Genomic DNA, 23,558 nt, shown 5'->3' with positions numbered 1-23,558 from the left:
TGACAGCCTACTCTTCGCGCGCCCCGTCGATCCCCAGCTCCACGATCTTGCGCGTGATCGTATTGCGCCCGATCCCGAGCCGCATGGCCGCATCGTTCTTGCGCCCGTGTGTGTGCTTGAGGGCCGTGCGGATCAGGGCCGATTCGAACTGGCGGCCCAGAATGTCCATCACGTCCATCTGCCCTGCGCTCAGCATGCCGGCCGCCTGCAGTTCAAGCAGGGCCAGCCAGCCTTCGGGCGACTGCACGCCGGCTGTCTGCAGCACGACGCCACCGCCAGAGGCCATTGGCTGCGCACCGGCGCTGACGATGCCGTCGGACAGCGGCACGACATTCGGCACGCCGGTACCCGTCAGCGGCGCCTGGCCCTGGGTCAGGTCGCGCGGCAAGTCCTTGACTTCGACCGTCTGGCCGGGGGCCATCACGGTGATCCAGTTGCACAGGTTTTCCAGCTGGCGCACATTGCCCGGCAGCTCGAGGCCCGACAGGAAGCGCATCGCCTGCTCGCTCATGCGCTTGGGTTCCACCCCCAATTGGTGCGCACTTTGCACCAGGAAGTGGCGCGTAAGAACAGGAATGTCTTCGTTGCGTTCGCGCAGCGACGGCAGGCGCAGGCGGATCACGTTCAGGCGGTGGTACAAGTCTTCGCGGAACAGGCCGTCGCGCACGCGCTGCTCGAGGTTCTGGTGGGTGGCCGCAATCACGCGCACATTGGCCTTGACCGGCTGGTGGCCGCCCACGCGGTAGAAGTGGCCATCGGACAGCACGCGCAGCAGGCGCGTCTGCAGGTCGAACGGCATGTCGCCGATTTCGTCGAGGAACAGCGTGCCGTCCTCGGCCTGCTCGAAGCGGCCGCGCCGCATCGCCTGCGCACCGGTGAACGCGCCGCGCTCGTGGCCGAACAGCTCGGATTCGAGCAGGTCTTTCGGGATCGCCGCCGTGTTCAACGCGATGAACGGTTGCTGCGCGCGCGGGCTGTGCTTGTGCAGCGCGCGCGCCACGAGTTCCTTGCCCGTACCCGATTCGCCCGTGATCAGTACCGTGACGTTCGACTGCGACAGGCGGCCGATGGCGCGAAACACTTCCTGCATCGCCGGCGCATGGCCGAGGATCTCGGGCGTTTCCGCCGGAGGGGCTTCGACGCTCGCTTCGCGCAAACTCTCCTCTAACGCACGCCGGATCAGCGAGACGGCCTTGTCGATGTCGAATGGCTTGGCCAGGTAATCAAAGGCGCCGCCCTGGAACGAGGACACCGCCGAATCGAGGTCCGAGAAGGCGGTGATGATGATGACCGGCAGGCCCGGATGGCGCTCCTTGACGGCTTGCAGCAGGTCGATGCCGGATTCGCCCGGCATCCGGATATCCGACACCAGCACTTGCGGGGTGTCGGTTTCAAAGGCGGTCATCGCTTCGCGCGCATTGGCGAAGCTGCGGGTCTCCAGACTTTCGCGCGCCAGGGCCTTTTCGAGGACCCAGCGAATCGATGCATCGTCGTCGACAATCCAGATTGGTTTCATGGTTTCGTGCTTCCCGCAACATGGATTCAATAAAGGACTGGTCGGGACGGTCCGCTGTCTCCCGCTTATGGCAGGGGCAGCAGGATCCGGAAATCCGTCAGTCCAGGCCGGCTTTCGCACTCGATCACACCCAGGTGTTGCTGCACAAAGGTTTGCGCCAGCGTCAGCCCGAGGCCACTCCCGCCGTCACGCCCGGATACGAGCGGATAGAAAATGCGGTCGCGGATATCGGGCGCGATGCCCGGTCCATTGTCAATGATATGCAAGTCTAATGCCAGCCCGTAGCGGACCTTGGCCAGCGTGACCTGGCGCGCCACGCGGGTGCGCAACACGATCTCGGCGTCGCCCTGCGCAATGCGCCCGGCGACGGCCTGCGCGGCGTTGTGGGCGATGTTCAACACCACCTGGATCAGCTGCTCCATATCGCCGCGGAATTCGGGAATCGACGCATCGTAATCGCGCCGGATCGACAGGCCCTGCGGGAATTCGGCCAGAATCAGGCTGCGCACGCGTTCGCACACTTCATGGATATTGACGTCGCCGACGATGTGCGGCTTGCGGTGCGGCGCCAGCAGGCGGTCGACCAGCGTTTGCAGTCGGTCGGCTTCCTTGATGATCACCTGCGTGTATTCCTGCAGCTCCAGCAGGTGGTGTGGCGGCAGTTCGAGTTCGAGCAGCTGCGCGGCGCCGCGGATGCCGCCCAGCGGGTTCTTGATCTCGTGCGCCAGGTTGCGGATCAGTTCCTTGTTGGCCTGGCTCTGGTCCATCAGGCGCTCTTCGCGGTCGAGCTTTAGCTGCTGGACGTTCTCGCGCAGCTCGATCAGCGCCGTGCCGTCGCCCAGCGCGCTGACGATGCTGTTCACGTGCAGCGGCTCGCGCCCGCTGCGCTGCAGCGTCAGATCCTGGCGCAGGTCGGCGTACTGGTGCACGAGCGCCTGCGTGATCAAGACGCCAATCTCGGCGCCGTTGGTAAACAGCTCGGGCAGGCGATGTCGCTGCAGCGACTTGAACGACAGCTCCATCAGGTTTTCGGCGGCGGCGTTGGCATACACCACTTCGCCGTCCGGCCCGGTCATCATCACGGCCGAGGCCAGCAAGTCCAGGCCGGCGTAACGGGCCGGGTTGCCCGGGTCGTACACGGGCGGGGCCATCGGAGGCAGGGTCATCTGATATTGCCGATCTCGCGCCTGAGCGCTTCGATATTGCGTTCGCTGCGGTTGATTTCGTCGCGCATGGAGGCCACGCGCTCCTGGTATTTGGCGTAGTTGCGCTCGTTGCCCTGCCGTTCTGGTTCGCCGTTGTTGAAGACGCGCTTCAGATCGGTGAGCTTGCGTTCTTCCAGGCGCAGTTCATCGCTCAGGATCTCGCGCCGCTCGTCGTCGCGGGCGCGCTGCAGGACGTTGTCCACGCGCGGGAAGTTCGACTGGGCCGCGCTCGGGGCGGCGCCTGGCGCCGGCCCCGATGACGCGCCACCGCCCCCTGCCGAACGCGGTGCGGGAATCGGGGCCGAGGCTGCCGGCGGCGCGCTGTAGCCGGTATCGATCAGCTGGCACTTGCCCACCTTGGTGTCGGTGTACAGCGGCCGGCCATTGGCATCGGTACAACGGTAGATTTGCGCGTGCGCACTGGCGCACAGCAGCACAGAGGCAAACACGGCGGTAAAAACGGCCACACTGGCCTGAAACACACTATTTGTCATTCCCATCCCGGTTGGTCGCAAGGGCACGCTATTGTAGATGCGCCCGACTATACCCCAAGGAATATAAACCCCAAGCAACAAAAAACGCGGGGAAAGCATGGCTTTCCCCGCGTTTGTTCTACCCGCCAGCTGGCGCGACGCTTTGCCGCGCCAGCATGATCAGGCCGATTACGACGAGTAGTACATGTCGAATTCGGCTGGGTGCGGGGTCATGCGCATGCGCTGGACTTCCTGCATCTTCAGGTCGATGTAGGCATCGATCATGCTGTCGCTGAACACGCCGCCACGGGTCAGGAACTCGCGGTCTTCGTTCAGTGCGTCGAGCGCTTCTTCCAGCGATGCGCACACCGTCGGGATCAGCTTGTCTTCTTCAGGCGGCAGATGGTACAGGTCTTTGGTTGCCGCTTCGCCCGGGTGGATCTTGTTCTGGATACCATCCAGACCGGCCATCATCAGTGCTGCGAAGCACAGGTAGACGTTTGCCAGTGGATCCGGGAAACGCGTCTCGATGCGGCGGCCTTTCGGGTTTGCCACGTGCGGGATGCGGATCGAGGCCGAACGGTTACGGGCCGAGTACGCCAGCTTGACCGGGGCTTCGAAGCCTGGCACCAGGCGCTTGTACGAGTTGGTGCCTGGATTGGTGATCGCGTTCAGGGCACGGGCGTGCTTGATGATGCCGCCGATGTAGAACAGCGCCGTTTCCGACAGACCGGCATAGCCGTCGCCTGCGAACAGGTTCTTGCCATCTTTCCAGATCGACTGGTGCACGTGCATGCCCGAACCATTGTCGCCAGCCATTGGCTTTGGCATGAAGGTCGCGGTCTTGCCGTAGCTGTGGGCCACGTTCCAGATCACGTACTTCATGTTCTGGGTCCAGTCGGCGCGCTCGATCAGCGTCGAGAACTTGGTGCCGATTTCGTTCTGGCCGGCGCCGGCGACTTCGTGGTGGTGCACTTCGACCGGGATGCCCATCGATTCGAGGATCAGGCACATTTCCGAACGCATGTCCTGGAACGAATCAACTGGTGGCACTGGGAAATAGCCGCCCTTCACGCCTGGACGGTGACCGCTGTTGCCGCCTTCGAATTCCTTGTCGGTCGACCACGATGCTTCTTCCGAGTCGATCTTGACGAAGCAACCCGACATGTCCAGCTTCCAGCGCACGGCGTCGAAGATGAAGAATTCAGGTTCCGGACCGAAGTAGGCGGTGTCGCCGATGCCCGACGATTTCAGGTACGCTTCAGCGCGCTTGGCGATCGAGCGCGGATCGCGGTCGTAGCCCTTGCCGTCCGATGGCTCGACGACGTCGCACTGCATGAACAGCGTGGTCTCTTCCATGAACGGGTCGATATTGGCGGTGTTTGCATCCGGGATCAGGAGCATGTCCGACGCTTCAATACCTTTCCAGCCGGCGATCGACGAACCGTCGAAGGCGTGACCGGATTCGAATTTGTCCAGGTCGAAGTGCGACACCGGGACCGTGACGTGCTGTTCCTTGCCGCGGGTATCGGCGAAGCGTAAATCAACGAATTTGACTTCGTTGTCCTTGACCATTTGCATTACATCTGCGGCGGACTTTGCCATTCGGAATCTCCTAATTGAAAAAAGGATGTCAGTCTATGCGAACCGACAACTTGCATCATGTTGAAGCACAAATTGTGCCAACTGCGGTACTGACTTCTGTGCATGAGGTCATGCGCAAATCGTTCTTGGGCAATGGGCTAGTTTACCCATAAAATCGCCTCGACCGGGGGCATCCGGGAAGATTTACCTGCGTGTCGATTTGCACCAGCAAAGAGCAATTCTACGTGCTTGCACCAAATGGGCGCACAACGCTGCGCGCCAGATTGGTGCATGACAAACGATGAACCAACAATGGGCACCACGAATATGACCAAAGAACAAATTCTCACGGCGGCGCGCCAGCGTGGCGCTGGCCAGCCCTACGCTGGTGCAGTCACGCCTCAGGAAGCGTACGACCTGCTCCAGGGCAGCCCCGACGTCAAGCTGGTCGATGTGCGCACCAACGCCGAACGCGACTGGGTGGGGCGGGTCGCGATCGGCGACGCCCAGCACCTGGCGGTGCAGTGGGCAACCTATCCGGGCGGCGCACCGAATCCCGACTTTGTCGCGCAACTCGAACAGGCGGCGGGCAAGGACGACGTGCTGCTGTTCCTGTGCCGCTCGGGCGTGCGCTCGCGCCACAGTGCGCGCGTGGCGACCGAACTGGGCTATGCAAACGCCTTCGACATCCTGGAAGGATTCGAAGGCGATCGCGATGGCGACGGCCACCGCAAGACCATTGGCGGCTGGTGCACGGCGGGCTTGCCGTGGATCGGCGCCTGATCTAGTTGGTACTGCCCGGGTTCGGCAGCACCATCAGCTCCAGCCCGGACGCTGTCCCCGGCGCGTGGTACATGCGCTGGGACGCCTTCTTGAAGTCGCCCGGCTGTGCGTCGGGAATGCGCATGAAGGTTTGCGGATTCAGGTCGATCAGCGGGAACCATGAACTCTGCACCTGCACCATGATCCGGTGGCCGCGCCGGAAGGTGTGGTTGACCTGGCCCAGTTCGTATTTGATGGGCTCGACCTTGCCCGGCACGAACGCTTCCGGCGTTTCATAGCTGTTGCGGAACTTGCCGCGCAGCGGATTGCCGCGTACCAGTTGCTGGAAACCACCCAGGCTGACCGATGGCGGACCGACATCGCCGCCCCGCACGGCTGCCGGGGTCGGGAAGCTGGCCGGGTAGACATCGATCAGCTTGACGACCCAGTCGGCATCGGTGCCGCTCGTCGAGACGAACAGCTTCGGTATCACCGGCCCTACAACCGTCACGTCCTCTTCCAGCACGGCGCTCTGGTACACCAGCACGTCGGGCCGCGTGGCGGCAAAGCGCTGGTCCGACACCATGTATTCGCGCGGCACGCCCAGCGCCGGGTAGCCGATGTACGGCACGGGACGTGCCGGGTCGGCCACGTATTCGTCGAAACCGGCGCCCGTGGTCGTATTTGCGGCCGGCTGTTGCCAGCCCAGCGTGCCATTCGTGCCGAAGTACAGCGTGCGCGCTTTCGCCGGTTTCGGCGGCCAGGCGTCGTACTGGCGCCAGACATTCGTGCCCGTCTCGAACACGGTCACCGGCGCCAGCGTCCTGCCCGGCTTGATGCCCTTCAGGTGCTGCTCGAAGAACGGAAACTGGACTTCGCGCCGGAACCATTCACTTGTTTTCGCGTCGAACGTGACGTGGCCAAGCCGGGCGCCATCCCCGCGTGCCCAGCCGCCGTGCACCCACGGTCCCACCACAAGCGCATGGTTGCCACCTTTGTTCTGCGCTTCCAGCGCGCTGTGCACGATGAACGGGCCGGCGGCGTCTTCGGCATCGAACCAGCCGCCCACCGTCAGCACGGCGGCGTTGACGTTCTTCAGGTGCGGGCCGATGGCGCGTTCTTTCCAGAAGCTGTCATACGTGTCGTGCTCGATGTTCGGCATGAACAGCTCGCGCTGCGTGGCGGTCATGGTCGCCGCGATGTTCGCCAGCGTGCGGTGCTTCAGAAAATAATCGTAGCCGTCGGCCACGCCGTAATCAAATTCGCTGCCGGTTTTCGGCAGCGGCGTCGGGTTCGGCGCCGCCGTGAAAGCGGCATAAAAGTCGAAGTTGGCCGCCAGCTTGAAGGCGCCGCCGTGGTACGAATCGTCGCCCATGTACAGGTCGGCAATCGGCGCCTGGGGCGAGGCGGCCTTGATCGCCGGATGCGAATCGATGACGCTGGCAGCGGCGTAGAAGCCCGGGTAGCTGATGCCCCAGATGCCCACCTTGCCATTGTTGTTCGGGATGTTCTTGAGCAGCCATGTCACTGTGTCGTGCATGTCGTCGCTCTCGCGGCCCTCGCCTTTTGCCAGCTTGCCCTTGCCGTGCGGCGTCATTTCCTGCCACGCGCCTTCGGACATGTAGCGGCCGCGCACGTCCTGGCTCACGAAGATGTAGCCGGCCTCTTCAAATTCGCGCGATGGCCCCAGCGACTCGGGCAGCCAGTCCACGCCATAGCGCAGTTCGCCTTCGGCGCGCACGCCGGCGCTGTACGGGGTGCGCTGCATCAGGAACGGGTAGCTGCGCGAGCTGTCCTTCGGCACATAGACGACCGTGAACAACTGCACGCCGTCACGCATCGGGATCCGGTACTCGTACTTGGTATAGGCTTCGCGCGTCGGGCGCTTGCTGTCCTTGACGCTGTCGGCGGCAATCGCGGTAGATGGACTAACCAAACCAGCGGCAAGGCACAAGCCGAAAACAAGGGCGGGAAGCGTGCGGCGGATCATGGCGGCCTTGGAAGAAATGAATGGGGACGCCAGTGTAATGGGATTTCCCGACCAATTTCAAAGAGAAATGATCACGCCAACGGCTGCGCTACCTGCTCTTCATGCACACCACGCACCCGCTCGCGCACCAGGTGGATATGACTGCGCAGACGGTACAGCTCGTCTGCATAGGCCAGCGGCACCGAGATATGGTTGACGCGGTCTTCCAGCCCGTCCAGCCGGCCCAGCAACTCCTTGCGCACCGCGTCGGTGGCATCCGCCCCACTCTCTTCCAGCGCCTGCTCGATCGCGCGCAGCTCACCATACCAGCGGTACACGCGCGAGCGCACGCGCCATACATAGATCGGCGGCACGATCTTGGACAGCGGGATCAAGAGCGCCGTCAGCGCCACCACCACGACCCACAGCCGCTCGGCCAGGTTGGCCAGCCAGAAGCGCAGGTAGCGCTGCATGAACGGCGGGCCGTCGCGGTAGTAGCGCGCGGCCTCGGGCGCGACCGGGATCTCGGTGTACTTCGGCGACGGGAACTGGCCCTGCTGCTGGAACCAGCCGGCGCCGCCGTGGATCTCGGTCGCCGCCTTGACCAGCAGGCCCACCAGCGCCGGATGGATTTCCTCGCGCGCGACAAGCGTGGCGGTCGGCGCGATCAGGTGGTAATCCTGGTTCGGGATATTGCGGCCCAGGTCGACGATCCCGCGCGGCAGCACCACGTGCGTCAGGAACGGCAGGCGCCGCGTATAGGCTTCGGCCTCCGAAAAGTCGAACAGGCGGATGCCTGGCGTTTGCAGCAGCATCTGGATCAGCGGCGCTTCGGGCGCCGAGCTGAACACCAAGCCGTCGATGCGACCGGCCAGCAATTCGACGGTGGCCGGCGTGTTGGCCAGGTCGCTGATCGTCAATGCGCCCGGCACGATATTGTTGGCGTCGAGCAGCTGACGCACCAGGCGCGGCACGCCCGTGCCTTCCGGCCCCAGGTTGATGCGCTTGCCGCGCAGATCGGTCAGGCGCGTGACCTTCGCTTCGTCGCGCACGAACAGCCAGACCGGTTCGGTAAACAGGCTGCCCAGCGACACCAGGCCGCGACGTTCGACGCTGTCGGCGTTGCCAGTCGTATCGTCGGTCGAGCCGCTTTGCACGAAGGCGACGTCGGCCTGCCCGGCCAGCAACTGCTGCAGATTGTCCTGCGAGCCGAGCGTGCCCTGCAGCGTGACCTTGATGTCGTCGCGCGCCAGCACACTCGCATATTGCTTGCCAAACTGCTCGTACGCGGAATTTTCCTGGCCCGTGGCCAGGCGGAGCGTGCGCGGCGGCGCCGGGTCGACCCACCAGTAGGCGAGCACCACGGCCGCTGCGACCATCAGGATCGTCGGGCCGGTGGCCACGACCAGGTCGCGCAGCGAGACGATGCTGAAGTTCTGCAGGCGGGCGCGCAGCCCCTTGACCGGCGCGCCCGGAAGATCCTGCTGTGGCCTCAACGCACGCACTGCCGCGGCGCGGCGGCGACGGCCTGGCCGGCCACGGGCGCTGGCGCGACCGGCGGTTCGATCATCGGCATCAGGCTCGGCGCCAGCGTGACCAGCAACTGCACCGGCAGCGCGCTGGTGAAGTCATAGTTCTCGGACTGCGGCCCGTGCACGTACGCCGTCATGCTGCCATAGAAGCGTTCGCCGATGTTGAACACGAACGTCGCCGACCGGTTCACGTAGCGCGACTCGATCAGGCGGCCGCCACGCGCATACACATCGAAGCGCTGGTCGCCGGTACCGGTCTTGCCGCCCACGGCGATGATGCTGCCGTCGGCCTGCTGGAAGGCGGTCTTGACGCGCTTGGCGGTACCGTCCGACACGACGCCCTGGATCGCGTCGGCCACGGCGCGCGCGACTTCCGGCGCCAGCACTTGTTCCTTGCCACCGCCCTTGTTGCGGCGCACGAGCGTTTCGTACGGCGTGGCCTTGGCAAAGTGCAGCGAATCGATGCGCTCGATCGGTTTGCGCACGCCGCCATTGACGATGATGCCCATCATCTCGGCCAGTGCGGCCGGCCGGTCGGCCGAGGCGCCCAGCGTGGTGGCGTACGACGGCACGAGCGAGTCGAACGGGTAACCCATCTTCTTCCACTGCGCATGGATCTTCAGGAACGCTTCGACTTCGAGCAGGCCGGCGATGCGGTTGTCCTGCGCATGCTTGCGGTGCGTCTTGAACAGCCATTGGTAGACTTCCTGGCGTTCCTTGACGCTGGCCGCCGTTACCTCGGACCAGGTCGCTTTTGGATGGGTGCGCAGATAGCTCACCAGCCAGAGTTCGAGCGGGTGCACCGATGACACGTAGCCGCGGTCGGCCAGCGACATATTGCGTGGGTCGTAGGTCTCGTACAGTTTCGGGATGCGGTCGGGATCGATCTCGTTGCTGGCCGGGACCGACGCATCGATGAACGCGCCGAACTGCGCCAGCGTGGCGTTCGGCACCACGGTGCGGTGGGCCGCAGCAAGCTTCGAGGCCAGCGGACGCACGCTGGAGAACAGCAGCGTCTCGACTTCTTGCGGCGTCTTGCCCTTGTACTTGTTCCAGAACTTGGCCATGAAGACCTTGCCTTCATTGTCGGCAAAGCGCGCCAGATAGGCGGCGCGGCGCGGATCGTCGGCGTCGGCCAGCAGTTGCGCGGACGAGCCCGGCAACTGGAACATGTAGTAGCGCACGACGTCGCGCATCATGCGCACGAACACGAGGTTGGTCGAGCTGCGCAGCGCCTGGTTCACGTCCATGATGCGGCTGTCGTCGAGCTTGCTGAAGTTGCCGAACGTATGCACACCGCCGCCGGTAAAGAAGCGCTCGCCCGGATTGGCCGAATACTTGCGCGCCATGGCGGCATCCAGCATCGGCTTGAGGCTGCGGTCGGCGCCGTCGGGCAGCGTCTTGAAGTACTCGAGGCCCCACAGCGACATGCGGTCTTTCGGATCGACCTCGATGCCCATCAGGCCGATCTTGTCCATCGCACCAAAGCGCTTGTGCAGCTGGTCGACGATGTCGAGGTAGGTCACCAGCGTGCGCAGCTTGGCGGTCGAGCCCAGGTCGAGCTTGGCGCCTTCGTTGATGTCGAGCGGCTGGTCGTAGTTGTCGGTCTGCACCCGAAGGTAGTTGACGTGCTCGCCCCGCTCCATCAGCGTGAAGCTGTAGACCACTTGCGCCGGATCGCCATTGCCGAGCATGCCCTTGCCGGTCAGGCCGGCTTCTTTCGCGTGTTCGGCGTCGGACAGCTTGCGCAGCGCAGCCGTGACGGCTTGCTGGGCATTGCCGTCAAGGGTCGAGACCACCGACAGATCGAGGCGGTCGACGTTGTACAGGCGCGCGTCGCCGATCAGGTAGCCCACGTGATTACGTACCGCATTGGCGGCCTTGCGCGAAACGAACGCGTCCGCTGGCGGCGGCGCCACACCCGTGTGCAGCGCCGGTTTCAGCTTGGCGCTCAGGGCAGCGTCGCGCAGTTGCGGCGAAATCACGCCCTGCTGCGTCAGCACGCGCAGGTGGCTGTTGGTCAGGGTTTCCAGGTCGTTTTCGCCGGCGCCCAGGTAATACGCCGGGCGGCGCTGGGCGATCATCAGCGACAGCGCTTCCTTGTAGGCCATCACGGCGTCCGGACTCGTCATCGGGCCCTTGAGCATCGCGTTGACCTTGTCGAAATCGCGGCCGTACCAGACCCACATGCCATCGCCGATACCGTTGACTTCGCCGTAACCGGGCTTGGCCGACAGCGGCACCGTGTTCAGGTAGTCGAGCACGACCTGGCGACGCGAACCCGTCGTGTCTTCACCGTCCTGGTAGGCGCGCAGCGTGGCGGAGGCCATCTGGATGATCTTGTCGGTCAGCGAGCCGGTGCGGCCCTCGGCCGAGTGGCGGTATTTTTCGATCTGCGTTGCCAGCGTGCTGCCGCCGGCCACGCGGCCTTCGCCGCCCAGGCCGACACTGGCCAGCGTCTTGTCGAACACGGCCTTCGAGAAGCGGTCCCATTCGACGGCCGGGTTGCGGCGCGGGTGGCTCGCGTCGAGCAGTTCGCGGTTTTCGATGAACAGCAGGCTTTGCACCAGCAGCGACGGCGCGGCATCGAATTTATCGTAGTAGCGCTCGGGGAAGCGCGACGTGAACAGGGGCTGGGCGCGGCAATCGAGGATCTCGAGGCCAACCTTGGTTTTCTCGTGGTACGTGGCGTACAGGCCCAGATCAGCCATCTTGACCATCTGCGGCGAGATGCGCGCCTGCGATGCAATCGCGTAGTCGCGCGTCTGCAGGCGTTCGAGGTATTTCGGCAGGCCGGCATAGCCGAGCCGGGTGTCGTACGGGCTGGCGGCGGGGAAACGGATCGAATCGCTTGGGCCATTGCCCATGCGGAACGTCAGTTCGCTGGCCATGTCGGCGAAGATTTTGGACTGCAGGCGCGAGGTGCGGGTTTCCATCACGGCCCAGGCGGCCGCGATCGCGATCAGCAGCAAGCCAATCAGCGCGAGCCAGAGCTTCCAGCGGCTCTTGCGCGGTGCCGGCGGTGCGCCATCCGGCCCACCGGACGGGCCGCCCGGCACGCCGCCGTTGCCGGCCAGGTGCGGGAAGGCTTCGTACAGGGGAACGTCACCCGTCGACTCGGGCGTGACAGGGGCCGCAGAAGCCCCTGCCGCTGCCGCAGCGACGGGCGCAACAACGGGCGCATCAACTGCGCCGTCCATGGTCGGTTCGCTCCGCGAGGTGGCGGCACGCTTGCCGAAGACATTGTTTGGTCGCACGAGGCGACGAATACTTTCCATGATGGCTTAACCGGTCCGAATCAAAACGCTTGCAACCCCCGCCAACCTGCTCGCCATCTCTTGCTGCTGGTCCGTTCGAGTGATTGTGGTGTCTGTTAGTTCACAAATTTCAGCAGTGCAATCCCACTCCAGATCGCTCCGTCCATAGGTAATATTCCACCACATCAATAAGACACACGCGAGATACCGTTTAACAAATTGGCGTTATCGCGAATATTTTCGCAAAAAAACAACGGGTTGGCGCAATGGCATCACCACAGGGGATGCCGCTGCGTCATGACAGTTGGCGGCAACGCATCAAGCGCCGTGCGCACGGCCGACGCTGGCAGTTAACGCACCCGCTGCCGCCATGGTGCACAGCGCACCGCTGATTTACATGGACTCGCTGGCGCCAGAATGTGTCATGGCCTGGCGCGCGCGCAGGTCGGCAAGTGCCTGCAGGCAGTAATACTGGAACCACAGCCCGGCAAACAGAAAAAGCATGATGTACAGCCACAACGAAACAAATGCCAGGATCGGGAACAGCACGACCGAGATCACCGCCCCGCCCATCCAGGCGATACCGGGCAGTGCGCCGGCCAGGCCCGAGGCCAGGCCAATCGTTAGCAATGCCGGCCGGCAAGCGCGCATCAGTGCCTGGCGCTCGGCGCTGCTGGCATGTGCGGCCAGCGCGTCATAGCTCATCACGCGCGACGTGACCCAGGCCCACAGGCCGGCCTGCACCAGCCAGGCCAGCGGTGGCACCGCGTACAGCGGCAGCGTGAATAGCCACAGCAGCGCGAACACGGCCGTGCTGCCCAGGTTGATGGCCAGGCTGCCGACGAACGAGCCGCCTTCTCTCCGCTCGAGCCCCGGGAAATGGCGGCTGCTGACGTGACGCTCGATGGCTGGCATTGCGACGATGCCCATGAACAGCAGGCTCGAGGCGATCATCAGGGGCAGCAGCAACGCGATGGCCAGCAGCGGCACGACCATCACCTTGAGCATGCCCAGGCCGACCATGCCCAGCATGCTGTTGCTGGCGTCGAAACCGCCGTAGTCGGTAAACAGGCCGTGCAGCCAGTCGAGCAGCGGTTGCAGGCCCAGCCACATTGCCACGCCCCACAGCGTGAGCGAGAGCAGCAGCGGGACCAGCGAGAGCAGCAGCATGCGGCCGCTGAACTGCGAACGCAGCGCGCGCCGCCAGGCCAGCATCACCCCCTTCATCGGGGCAGTTCTCGGAATAACGGTGGCGCTGTCGGCGTGCGGCATGGCGGTTCCAGATGGGATGGTCAATCCGGCATTCTACGGGACTGCGCCGTGCGGCAACGAAGCGCACGGCAGCCCCGGACAATGGCGGTTTCATGACCCATGCACTACAATTGTCGTTCAATCTGCATAACAAGGAAGACCATGTCCACCATCACTACCGATTCTGGCCTGCAATACGAAGAACTCGTCACCGGCACCGGCGACGAAGCCAAGGCTGGCCAGCACGTCACCGTGCACTACACCGGCTGGCTGCGCAACGACGACGGCAGCCTCGGCGCCAAGTTCGATTCGAGCAAAGACCGCGGCGACCCGTTCGAGTTCGCACTCGGTGCCGGCCAGGTCATCCGCGGCTGGGACGAAGGCGTTCAGGGCATGAAAATCGGCGGCTCGCGTCGCCTGACCATCCCTGCAGCCCTGGGCTATGGCGCGCGTGGCGCCGGCGGCGTCATTCCGCCAAACGCCACCCTGATCTTCGACGTCGACCTGCTGGCTGTCTAAGCACCGTCACCGATTCACTGCCATGCGCGGCCATCGAGGCCCGCATGGCAGCTTGCCCCGCATTTGAAGTTCCCCTCTAAAGTACGCCCCAATCTCCGGGCCGTTCCCGTCTCCTGCGCTAAGATGCCTGCCGCCTTGTCCGAGCGACAAGAATGCAACCAACCATCACAGGAGTTTCCATGAGCGTGCAAGAACAGTTCAACCAGGCCCAGCTCGATTCGAAGAATCTGTCGGAGCGTCCGGACAATATGACCTTGCTGAAGATTTACGCGCTGTACAAGCAGGGTTCGAGCGGTGATGCCACCGGCGAGCGTCCGGGCATGACCGATTTCGTGGGACGCGCCAAGTTCGACGCCTGGGCCGGCCTGGCCGGTACGTCGCAAGAAGAAGCCCAGCAGCAATACATCGATCTGATCGAAGAGCTGAAAGGCTGATTCACGGGGTCAATGCCCTAGGCGGCGAAGGTCTTGCGCATCTTCTCCGCCACCTTGGCCTCGATGGCCGGCGCAAAAGCGCCCATCAGAAATCCCAGGTTGATCCGCATCGCTGCCTGCTGGTCTTCCAGCGTCAATGCGCCCTCCACGCCACTGCGCTCGAAGCGCAGCACGTCGCCATCCCAATGGCATGCCAGTCCATATTCGGTCGCAATACGCTGCGCCACTTGCTCGGCCGCCGTGCGCGCCGCAGCCGGGCTCAGGGTGTGTTGCTGGACGATGCTGATTTCCGCCATCGGGCGTTCCTTCCTCAATTATTGCGAACAATCCGCCATGATGCCAGTTGACGCCGTCGTATGCCAGAGCGCGCTAGAACTGATGCCGTCGTGGCGCTGTAATTGACGCGTATCAACGCGCGCCCGTCATGGCGGGCGACCATGAAGGTGAACGCTGTCATTACGCGAGGAGCCGTCATGGACACCCATCCCCTGAGCGATCCCGTCACTCCCGCCAAAAACACCGAGCCCGCCGAGTCCGCCGAGTCCGACCCTGGCCCGCCCGTCGAAGCCGAGCCACTGCCGTACGCGTTCGGCGCCCGCGTGCTGATGTGGAAGCAAGACCCGTCGGTCGGCGCGATCGGCCCCCGCACCGCCTATCTGCCCGGCGTCGTGCTGGCCGGCCCGCGCGACGCCCGCATCGCGCCCGGCACGCCCGGCATCGACCTGGTCGAACCGAACGCCTCCGGCGACTTCGTCACCCTGCCCGACACGCCCCAGTTCGACGCCGTGCACACCTTTGCCGTCGTGCGCCAGACCCTGACCATGTACCAGCGCGTGCTGACTGCGGCCGGCGTGGCCTTGCCGTTGTCATGGCAATGGAACAGCAGCAGCGACACCGATCCGCTGCGGCTCTTTCCGCATGGCCTGCCCGATGTCATGAACGCGTTCTACAGCCGCAACCAGGGCTGCCTCAAGTTCGGCGACTTCACCCCTGGCGGCGCCGCAGAGCGCGTCTTTACCTGCCGCTCGTTCGATATCGTCTCGCATGAGACCGCCCACGCGATACTCGACGGCATCAAGCCACGCTGGCTGCAGGCCGACGCCCCGCCCCAGACCGGCGGCCTGCATGAATCGTTCGGCGACCTCACGGCCGTGTTCCTGGCCCTGGCGCAGTTCGACCAGTGCGAAGCCATCGTGGCCCAGACCAAGGCCAACCTGCATGACAAATCGTTCCTGACCGACGTCGCCGAGCAGTTCGGCCTGGCGCTGGGCTACCGCAACGGCTTGCGCAATGCCGACAACGATCTGCGCCTGAGCCAGGTGGGCACCCAGGTGCACGCCATTTCCCAGGTTTTCACGGGCGCCGTGTACGACGTGCTGGCCGACCTGTTCGCCCATGAGCGCAATCCCGAGCGCGAAGACGACGCCGCCGTGCTGCACCGGGTGGCTGCCTATCTGGGCGGCGTCGTGCTGCGCGCCCTGATTGGCGCGCCCGACGCCGCCGCCACGTTCGCCGACGTCGTCAACGGCATGCTGCAGGCAGTTGCGGCCGACGGCAAGCACCCTGCATACGGCGGCTTCATCCGCAACCAGTTCAGCCGCCGTGAAGTGGTCCAGACCGGCGCCTCGCCAGCCGGGACCACCGAAGACGTCTACCTTCCCGGCGCGCCGCTGGCCGCCTGCGTGTGCGATGCCCCTGGCGCCAGGCAAGACCGGCGTGCCTGCTGCGGCACCATGCGGTTGCCCGAATACGATGGCGCCGCCGGCCTGCCCACGTCCACGGCCGCCCTGGCCGCCGATGCGTCGCTGCGCGCATGAGCATCGGCACCCGCACGACCGTCAGCGGCGACAAACGGCAAAATCTTCCGGTGCAGCTGCGCCAGGCTGCCTGACGCCGGCGCCCGTGCGGTTCAGTACGTCATTTGCTTATGTCCATTGTGTATATAAGCGAGTTTGTGAGAAAACCGGAATTGCCCTAAAATACAGTGCTTTGTCTTGTCCGGCCGGCCCTCGTGCGCCCGGCAATGCGACACCCCACCAACTGATAGGACTGTTATGACCCACGTTGTCACCGAATCGTGCATCAGCTGTCGTTACACCGACTGCGTCGATGTATGCCCGGTAGATTGTTTCCGGGAAGGCCCGAATTTCCTCGCCATCGATCCCGACGAGTGCATCGACTGCGCCGTGTGCGTTGCCGAGTGCCCCGTGAATGCAATCTTTGCCGAAGAAGACGTGCCCGGCGATCAACAGCAGTTCATCAAGATCAATGCCGATCTGTCGCGCTTCTGGCCGTCGATTACCAAGACGAAGGCCGCCCTGCCCGACGCCGACAAGTGGAAAGACGTCACGGACAAGCTCGACCAACTGGTTCGCTGATCGGGCGGTCAGGTTGCCGTCGCACCGGCTGTTGTGCGCCGGCGCCGGTCCCGGGGGCGTTACGCACGGCGGCTCCGGCCGCCCTCGCCTCACCATTCAAACATCACAGGATTTAAGCGCATGACTATCAGTGCCACCCACGAAGCGGGCAGCATCGCTCCCAACAGTTCGTTCGCCGGCGCCATCGAGACCGATGCCGTCATCATCGGCGCCGGTCCGGTCGGCCTGTTCCAGGTCTTCGAACTCGGCCTGCTCGAAATCAAGGCCCACGTCATCGATTCGCTGCCAGCTGTTGGCGGCCAGTGCGTGGAACTGTACCCGGACAAGCCGATCTATGACATTCCAGCCGTGCCAGTGTGCACTGGCCAGGAACTGACCGACAACCTGCTCAAGCAGATCGAGCCGTTCGAACCGACCTTCCACCTGGGCCAGGAAGTCACTGGCGTGCAACGCCGTGAAGACAACCGGTTCAATGTCGAGACGTCGACCGGCACGCAGTTCATCACCAAGACCATCTTCATCGCTGCCGGCGTCGGTTCGTTCCAGGCACGCACGATCAAGGTCGACGCGATCGACAAGTTCGAAAACGAGCAGCTGTTCTACCGCGTCAAGGATCCGGCACGTTTCGACGGCAAGAACATCGTCATCTGCGGCGGCGGCGACTCGGCACTCGACTGGGCGCTGAACTTCGTCGGCAAGGCGGAGTCCGTGGTGCTGGTGCACCGCCGTGACGACTTCCGCGCGGCACCGAGCTCGGTCGCCAAGATGAAGGCGCTGTGCGACGAGTACGAAATGCAACTGATCATCGGCCAGGTCACCGGCTTCGATGAAAAAGACGGCCAGCTGACCGAAGTGAAGGTCACGGGCGCCGACGGCGTCACCCGCCGCGTCCCGCTGGACATGCTGCTGGTGTTCTTCGGCCTGTCGCCAAAACTGGGCCCGATCGCTGAATGGGGCCTGGACATCGAGCGCAAGCAACTGAAGGTGGTCGATACCGAGAAGTTCGAGACGAACGTCCCGGGCATCTTCGCCGTCGGCGACATCAACACCTATCCGGGCAAGAAAAAGCTGATCCTGTCGGGCTTCCACGAAGCCGCGCTGGCCGCGTTCGGCGCTGCGCCGTACATCTTCCCGGACAAGAAGATCCACATGCAGTACACGACCACGTCGCCGAAACTGCACAAGATCCTCGGTGTCGAGACGCCTGTCTTCGACTAAGTACCCGGAAACAGTCGTTCAGTAACATCGCAACGACAAGGTCCCCGTCAAAACGCCCCGCACCGCGGGGCGTTTTGTTTTATGTGGGGTGGCCAACGAAGCGCGCACGGGTAAATATGCTACAAGTGCTCCAATGCTTCAGCATCGGGCTGGCCCAGTTTCCACAAGCCAAAAGCAAATCCCCTATAATCGTTGAAGCTTCAACGCAAATATTTTGCGGCGCGCACAGTCAACAGAAGGATTTATTTATGCTTTACCAATTGCACGAAATGCAACGCTCCTTTCTGACCCCATTGATGCAATGGGCTGAGGCGTCGTCGAAGATGTTTTCCAACCCGGTCTCGCCCTTTGCGCATACGCCGTTTTCGCAGCGGATCGCCGCCGGATACGAGCTGATGTACCGCCTGGGCAAGGAATACCAGAAACCGGCCTTTGGCCTGAAGACCACCACGATCAAGGGCGAAGAAGTCGGCATCGTCGAAGAGATCGTGCTGGAAAAGCCGTTCTGCAGCCTGCTGCACTTCAAGAAGGATTTGCCGGACGCCGGGATCGCCGCGCTGGCCCAACCGACCGTGCTGCTTGTTGCACCGCTGTCCGGCCACCATGCCACGCTGCTGCGCGACACGGTCAAGGCGCTGCTGGTCAACCATGACGTGTTCATCACCGACTGGACCGATGCCCGCATGGTACCGCTGTCCGATGGCCCGTTCCACCTCGACAATTACATTTTCTACATCCAGGACTTCATCCGTCACCTGGGCCCGGACGTGCACGTGATTTCCGTGTGCCAGCCGACCGTGCCGGTGCTGGCTGCCATTGCGCTGATGGCGAGCGCCAACGATCCCAAGCTGCCGAAGACGATGACGATGATGGGCGGCCCGATCGATCCGCGCAAGTCGCCCACCGCCGTCAACGATCTCGCCGTCGAAAAGCCGTTCTCGTGGTTCGAAAACACCGTGATCTATTCGGTGCCGGGCAACTACCCGGGCTTTGGCCGCAAGGTCTATCCGGGCTTCCTGCAGCACGCCGGTTTCATCGCGATGAACCCGGGCCGCCACGCCCAGAGCCATCGCGAGTTCTACCAGCACCTGGTGCAGGGCGACGACGATTCGGCCGAATCGCACCGCCAGTTCTACGACGAATACAACGCCGTGCTCGACATGCCGGCCGAGTACTACCTGGATACGATCAAGACCGTGTTCCAGGATTTCAGCCTGCCGAAAGGCACGTGGAACGTCGGCGGCAACCTGGTGCGCCCGCAGGACATCAAGACGGTGGCATTGCTCACCGTCGAAGGCGAACTGGACGACATTTCGGGCATCGGCCAGACCAGTGCCGCGCACGATCTGTGCAGCGGTGTGCCGGCAGAGAAAAAGCACGCGTTCGTCGTCGAGAAAGCCGGCCACTACGGCATCTTCTCGGGCCGCCGCTGGCGCGAGATCGTGTGCCCGAAGATCACCGAGTTCATCCGCGACAACAAATGAGCGACCGTTGAACAGAAAAAGCCATGGCAAACGCCATGGCTTTTTTTGTGCGGCAGAGACGTTCAGCGCCCCAGTACCACCTGCTCGACCCGGCCGGTGGCGATTGCCACCAGAGCGAAGCTACGATCGGCCTGGACCCACTGGTGTCCGCGTGGCGGCTTAGTCAGACGGAGCTTGCGCCAGTCTTCGACCACGTACTGGACGGCCTGATAACGTGCAGGCAGGCGCTCACCACGGCGCAGCTCGCCACTGGATTCCACGCTTCGGTACAGCGACGGCAGCTCCAGAGCTGCCTCGGTTTGCGCGGGCGCCGCTGCGGCATGACTGTCTTTGGGGTTGCGCGTTTGCAGGTTGTCCCCTGCGGAAAAAATGGCAGCAAACAGCAACGGGGCGATCAATTCATTCATGTCAGTCCTCGTCGGTGGATCGGTTTATAGTACAGCAGGTTACGCCCTACACCTCTGTTCGATTGACCACGCACGTGTTCGACCCGTTCCGGCGCAGTGCCGCCTCGCCTTGTTTCATCGCAGCGCCCGGCATTTTGGCGGATAATGTCGGCTTTACCAGATTCGCCACGCCGTGACCAAAACCCTCGCCGACCAGCTCGAAGACCTGCTGCCGCAGACCCAGTGCACCAAGTGCGGCTACCCTGCGTGCCGTCCGTACGCAGAAGCGATCGCCAGCGGCGAAGCCGACATCAACCAGTGCCCGCCGGGCGGCATGGAAGGCGTGCGCCGCCTGGCCGCCGTCACCGGTCGCGCTGTCATCCCGATCAATCCGGCCAATGGCCTCGAGCGTCCACGCCCGGTGGCCTTCATCGATGAGGCGCTATGCATCGGCTGCACGCTGTGCATCCAGGCGTGTCCGGTCGATGCGATCCTGGGCGCAGCCAAGCAGATGCACACGATCCTGCCGAGCCTGTGCACCGGCTGCGACCTGTGCGTGGCGCCCTGCCCGGTCGATTGCATCGCGATGGTGCCGGTCACGGGCGAGCGTACCGGCTGGGATGCCTGGAGCCAGCCAGCCGCCGATGCGGCGCGCAGTCGCCACGATTTCCGCGAAGCGCGTCTGCGCCGCGAACGCGACGAGAACGACGCGCGCCTGGCCGCCAAGGCCGTGCAAAAGATGCGTGAAGTCACCGCCGAACCGACCAATACCCCCGAAGAGCTGGCAGAAAAAGAGCGCAAGCGCGCGATCATCGCCGCTGCCATGGAACGCGCGCGCCTGAAGGCCGCCGGCAAGACCGACCCGACCTGACCTGCATGAATTCCGCCAAACGCCACGAGATCTTCACGCGCTTTCGCGCCGCCAACCCGACGCCCACCACCGAGCTGGAATTTTCGACGCCGTTCGAACTATTGATCGCGGTGCTGCTGTCGGCGCAGTCGACCGACGTTGGCGTGAACAAGGCCATGCGCCGTTTGTTCCCGGTGGCGAACACGCCGCAGGCGATCCTCGACCTAGGCATCGATGAACTCAAGACCTATATCGCGACCATTGGCCTGTACAACACGAAGGCCAAGAACGTGATCGCCACCTGCCAGATTCTGGTCGATCAGCATGGCGGCGAAGTGCCACCCGTGCGCGAAGCACTCGAGGCACTGCCGGGCGTCGGCCGCAAGACGGCGAACGTCGTGCTCAACACGGCCTTTGGCGAGCCGACGATGGCGGTCGACACGCACATCTTCCGCGTCTCGAACCGCACGAAGATCGCACCGGGCAAGAACGTCGACATCGTCGAACAGAAACTGCTCAAATTCGTGCCAAAGGAATTCCTGCACGACGCCCACCACTGGCTGATCCTGCACGGGCGCTACACCTGCGTGGCGCGCAAACCCAAATGCTGGAATTGCCTGATTGCCGACCTGTGCGAATTCAGGGACAAGACACCGGCGCCAGCGGACGTACTCGACCCGGCTGCTGTCGCGGCAGCCACGGCAGCGAGTTAAATCCGGGTCTCGCCGGTCGCGAACGACGCGCGCACGATGCGCCCGTCCATCACCTCGTAGACGCACAGCATTTCCACGGTACCGCGGCCTTCCGGAAAATTGCGGGTGACGATCTCGAGGTCGTTAACGAAGTTGCCCAGCACCGTGCGCGACAGCAGCCGCGCATGCAGGTCCGGCTCCAGGAAACGCTGTTCGTAGCGCGGCCGGATCTGGTCGTGGCCCCGGGCCAGCAGATCGCCGTGCAGCGCGAACTGCGCCGCGTCCGGCGCATAGGTGGACATCAGCGCGTCGAGGTCTTTGGCGTTGTAGGCGTCAAGCTGCGCCTGAACCACGGCGGAAGGTGAAAGTGGCGTCATCGGATGGTGGATCACAGGGTGCGCCACCGGTTGCCGGGCCCATCCCGGCAATACGGGCGCGCGGGCATCTTACCGCGCACCCCGTTCGTGTCAAGCAGCCAGTGCCAGTTTGGTACGGGGCGGCGCCACGGCGCCACCTGGCTCTTCCACCTTGAACACGCTGACCACTTCCGTCAGCGCCACCGTCTGCTCGCGCAGCGACTGCGCGGCGGCGGCGGCCTGCTCGACCAGCGCCGCATTCTGCTGGGTCGTGACATCCATTTCGGTGACGGCCTGATTGACCTGCGAGATACCCTGGCTCTGCTCGCTGCTGGCAGCGCTGATCTCGGTGATGATGTCCATCACGCCGCGCACGCTGGTCAGGATTTCGCCCATGGTCACGCCCGCTTCGCCGGCCAGCCGGTCGCCCGTTTGCACGCAGGCCACCGATTCGCCGATCAGGTCCTTGATTTCCTTTGCCGCCGTCGCCGAACGCTGCGCGAGAATGCGCACCTCGCCCGCCACGACGGCAAAGCCACGGCCCTGCTCGCCGGCGCGCGCCGCTTCGACCGCTGCATTGAGCGCCAGGATATTGGTCTGGAACGCGATGCTGTCGATGACGCCGATGATGTCGGTGATCTTGCGCGACGACGCGCTGATCGACGCCATCGTGCCCACGACCTGCTCGACCACCTTGCCGCCCTTGACCGCCACATCGCAGGCCGACACGGCCAGCACGCTGGCCTGGCGCGCATTGTCGGCGTTCTGGATGACGGTCGAGGTCAGCTCTTCCATCGACGACGCCGTCTCTTCCAGCGCGCCGGCCTGGCGCTCGGTGCGCGCCGACAGGTCGAGATTGCCCTGCGCGATTTCGCCGGACGCCACCGCGATGGTCTCGGCCCCGCCACGCACTTCGAGCACGATGCGCTGCAGGCTGCCCGACATCTCTTTCAGCGCCATCAGCAGCTGGCCCGTTTCATCGTTGCTGCGCACCGTGATCGCGGTGCGCAGGTCGCCCGCCGCCACGCTGCGCGCTGCCTCGACCGCTTCATCGAGCGGCCGCGTGATCGAGCGCGACACCAGCACGCCGGCGACGACGGCCACCACGGCGCCCAGCAACATCAGGCTGTAGCTGAGCAGCGTGGCCCGCTTGCCGACCGCGTCGGCCTCAGCCGCCGTGGCCAGGCTGACCGCCGACATTTTTGCTTCGGCCTGTACCAGCAACTCGGCCGGGGCACGGTCTTTTCCCTTGACGGCCACATCGCCGGCAGCGGCATCAAAACCGGCCGCTTCGAAATCCTGGTACCCGCGCCGGAAATCCGCGCCCATGGTCGCATGGGCCGCGCCGAACTGCGTCACGAGGGTGCGCACCTCGCCGTCCGGCATGGCGTCGACCAAGGCCTGGACCTGTTGCGCGACTTCCTTTTCGTTCTTCTGGAAGGCATTCCAGTACTTGACGCGTTCGCTTTCCTGCTTGCCACGCAGCAGCGTATTCTTCCACTCCTGAACCTGCTTGCGGAAGTGGGACAGCAGCGCCTGCACTTGCTGCGCCTGTCCTTCGGTGACCACCGCCTGGCGGTAAGTATCGACCGAGCTGTTCATCTGCGCCATGCCGAAGAAGCCCGCGCAGGCGACGAGCAGGGTGACGGCGGCAAAACCCAGTGGTAATTTGCGGCTTAATTTCATGGTGGA

Annotated in this window: 21 protein-coding genes; 9 read left to right on the top strand and 12 right to left on the bottom strand. The window is 64.0% G+C overall.

The features are described from left to right. Positions 1–7: 7 nt before the first annotated feature. The 4 genes from ntrC to glnA all read right to left on the bottom strand — a co-directional run bounded on the left by ntrC (position 8) and on the right by glnA (position 4,799). Entirely contained in the window at positions 8–1,516 is a 1,509-nt protein-coding gene (gene ntrC, locus AC56LN_RS15835) for a nitrogen regulation protein NR(I) (protein ID WP_499573084.1), read from the bottom strand. 65 nt (positions 1,517–1,581) lie between these two features. Continuing rightward, on the bottom strand, positions 1,582–2,682 hold the full coding sequence (gene glnL / locus AC56LN_RS15830; protein WP_183549396.1) for a nitrogen regulation protein NR(II): 1,101 nt from the start codon (positions 2,680–2,682) through the stop codon (positions 1,582–1,584). After that, positions 2,679–3,215, bottom strand: a complete 537-nt coding sequence (locus AC56LN_RS15825; protein WP_499573081.1) for a DUF4124 domain-containing protein — start codon at positions 3,213–3,215, stop codon at positions 2,679–2,681. The genes glnL and AC56LN_RS15825 overlap by 4 nt, the downstream gene beginning before the upstream one ends. 168 nt (positions 3,216–3,383) lie before the next feature. Beyond that, positions 3,384–4,799 carry a type I glutamate--ammonia ligase gene (gene glnA, locus AC56LN_RS15820; RefSeq protein WP_499560297.1) on the bottom strand — a complete coding sequence of 472 codons (1,416 nt, stop codon included), beginning with the start codon at positions 4,797–4,799 and terminating at the stop codon, positions 3,384–3,386. A 306-nt stretch (positions 4,800–5,105) separates the two neighbouring features. On the opposite strand from glnA, the gene AC56LN_RS15815 reads away from it, so the two are divergent. Further along, positions 5,106–5,561 carry a rhodanese-like domain-containing protein gene (locus AC56LN_RS15815; RefSeq protein ID WP_499573078.1) on the top strand — a complete coding sequence of 152 codons (456 nt, stop codon included), beginning with the start codon at positions 5,106–5,108 and terminating at the stop codon, positions 5,559–5,561. A gap of 1 nt (position 5,562) precedes the next feature. On the opposite strand, the gene AC56LN_RS15810 is transcribed toward AC56LN_RS15815, so the two are convergent. The 4 genes from AC56LN_RS15810 to AC56LN_RS15795 form a co-directional block, all read right to left on the bottom strand. Further along, positions 5,563–7,476, bottom strand: coding sequence for a CocE/NonD family hydrolase (locus AC56LN_RS15810; RefSeq protein ID WP_499573076.1), 1,914 nt, complete (start codon positions 7,474–7,476; stop codon positions 5,563–5,565). Between the two features lie 125 nt (positions 7,477–7,601). Next, a complete protein-coding gene (locus AC56LN_RS15805; protein WP_499573074.1) occupies positions 7,602–9,005 on the bottom strand; it encodes a TAXI family TRAP transporter solute-binding subunit in 1,404 nt (467 codons plus the stop codon). Then, positions 9,002–12,319, bottom strand: coding sequence for a transglycosylase domain-containing protein (locus AC56LN_RS15800; RefSeq protein ID WP_499573072.1), 3,318 nt, complete (start codon positions 12,317–12,319; stop codon positions 9,002–9,004). Before AC56LN_RS15800 ends, AC56LN_RS15805 begins: the two co-directional genes overlap by 4 nt. 372 nt (positions 12,320–12,691) lie before the next feature. Then, positions 12,692–13,570 (bottom strand): EI24 domain-containing protein, encoded by an 879-nt coding sequence (locus AC56LN_RS15795; RefSeq protein ID WP_499573070.1) that lies wholly within the window; start codon positions 13,568–13,570, stop codon positions 12,692–12,694. 141 nt (positions 13,571–13,711) lie between these two features. Here AC56LN_RS15795 and AC56LN_RS15790 point away from each other — a divergent pair, with 141 nt between their 5' ends. Both AC56LN_RS15790 and AC56LN_RS15785 read left to right on the top strand, forming a co-directional pair. After that, positions 13,712–14,068: an FKBP-type peptidyl-prolyl cis-trans isomerase gene (locus AC56LN_RS15790; RefSeq protein ID WP_183549381.1), complete on the top strand. Its 357-nt coding sequence runs from the start codon at positions 13,712–13,714 to the stop codon at positions 14,066–14,068. 179 nt (positions 14,069–14,247) lie between these two features. After that, on the top strand, positions 14,248–14,502 hold the full coding sequence (locus AC56LN_RS15785; RefSeq protein ID WP_482897634.1) for an acyl-CoA-binding protein: 255 nt from the start codon (positions 14,248–14,250) through the stop codon (positions 14,500–14,502). A gap of 17 nt (positions 14,503–14,519) precedes the next feature. Here the strand turns inward: AC56LN_RS15785 and AC56LN_RS15780 are convergent, their stop codons facing one another. Further along, the gene (locus AC56LN_RS15780; protein ID WP_499573068.1) at positions 14,520–14,798 is read right to left on the bottom strand and encodes a polyhydroxyalkanoic acid system family protein; all 279 of its coding nucleotides are present in this window, start codon (positions 14,796–14,798) and stop codon (positions 14,520–14,522) included. A 177-nt stretch (positions 14,799–14,975) separates the two neighbouring features. Between AC56LN_RS15780 and AC56LN_RS15775 the strand changes: the two genes are divergently transcribed. From AC56LN_RS15775 to AC56LN_RS15760, 4 genes are all read left to right on the top strand, one after another. Continuing rightward, positions 14,976–16,319: a hypothetical protein gene (locus AC56LN_RS15775; protein ID WP_499573066.1), complete on the top strand. Its 1,344-nt coding sequence runs from the start codon at positions 14,976–14,978 to the stop codon at positions 16,317–16,319. Between the two features lie 237 nt (positions 16,320–16,556). Continuing rightward, positions 16,557–16,880: a ferredoxin FdxA gene (fdxA, locus tag AC56LN_RS15770; protein ID WP_482897632.1), complete on the top strand. Its 324-nt coding sequence runs from the start codon at positions 16,557–16,559 to the stop codon at positions 16,878–16,880. A gap of 120 nt (positions 16,881–17,000) precedes the next feature. Beyond that, positions 17,001–18,098, top strand: coding sequence for an NAD(P)/FAD-dependent oxidoreductase (locus AC56LN_RS15765; protein ID WP_482897631.1), 1,098 nt, complete (start codon positions 17,001–17,003; stop codon positions 18,096–18,098). 248 nt (positions 18,099–18,346) lie between these two features. Then, complete coding sequence (locus tag AC56LN_RS15760; RefSeq protein ID WP_499573063.1) at positions 18,347–19,582, top strand: polyhydroxyalkanoate depolymerase; 1,236 nt, start codon at positions 18,347–18,349, stop codon at positions 19,580–19,582. 62 nt (positions 19,583–19,644) lie between these two features. Here AC56LN_RS15760 and AC56LN_RS15755 read toward each other — a convergent pair whose 3' ends face one another. Further along, positions 19,645–19,989, bottom strand: coding sequence for an RcnB family protein (locus AC56LN_RS15755; RefSeq protein WP_499573061.1), 345 nt, complete (start codon positions 19,987–19,989; stop codon positions 19,645–19,647). A 172-nt stretch (positions 19,990–20,161) separates the two neighbouring features. Here AC56LN_RS15755 and rsxB point away from each other — a divergent pair, with 172 nt between their 5' ends. Further along, entirely contained in the window at positions 20,162–20,839 is a 678-nt protein-coding gene (gene rsxB / locus AC56LN_RS15750) for an electron transport complex subunit RsxB (RefSeq protein ID WP_499573059.1), read from the top strand. A gap of 5 nt (positions 20,840–20,844) precedes the next feature. After that, entirely contained in the window at positions 20,845–21,531 is a 687-nt protein-coding gene (gene nth, locus AC56LN_RS15745; protein WP_499573057.1) for an endonuclease III, read from the top strand. Here the strand turns inward: nth and AC56LN_RS15740 are convergent. Both AC56LN_RS15740 and AC56LN_RS15735 read right to left on the bottom strand, forming a co-directional pair. Beyond that, a complete protein-coding gene (locus tag AC56LN_RS15740) occupies positions 21,528–21,887 on the bottom strand; it encodes a nuclear transport factor 2 family protein (RefSeq protein WP_499573056.1) in 360 nt (119 codons plus the stop codon). The genes nth and AC56LN_RS15740 overlap by 4 nt on opposite strands. A 90-nt stretch (positions 21,888–21,977) precedes the next feature. Beyond that, complete coding sequence (locus tag AC56LN_RS15735; RefSeq protein WP_499573054.1) at positions 21,978–23,552, bottom strand: methyl-accepting chemotaxis protein; 1,575 nt, start codon at positions 23,550–23,552, stop codon at positions 21,978–21,980. Positions 23,553–23,558: the final 6 nt, after the last annotated feature.

It is taken from the genome of Telluria sp. ZT3P26, assembly GCF_059686035.1.
This window is presented reverse-complemented; position numbering and strand designations above follow the sequence as displayed.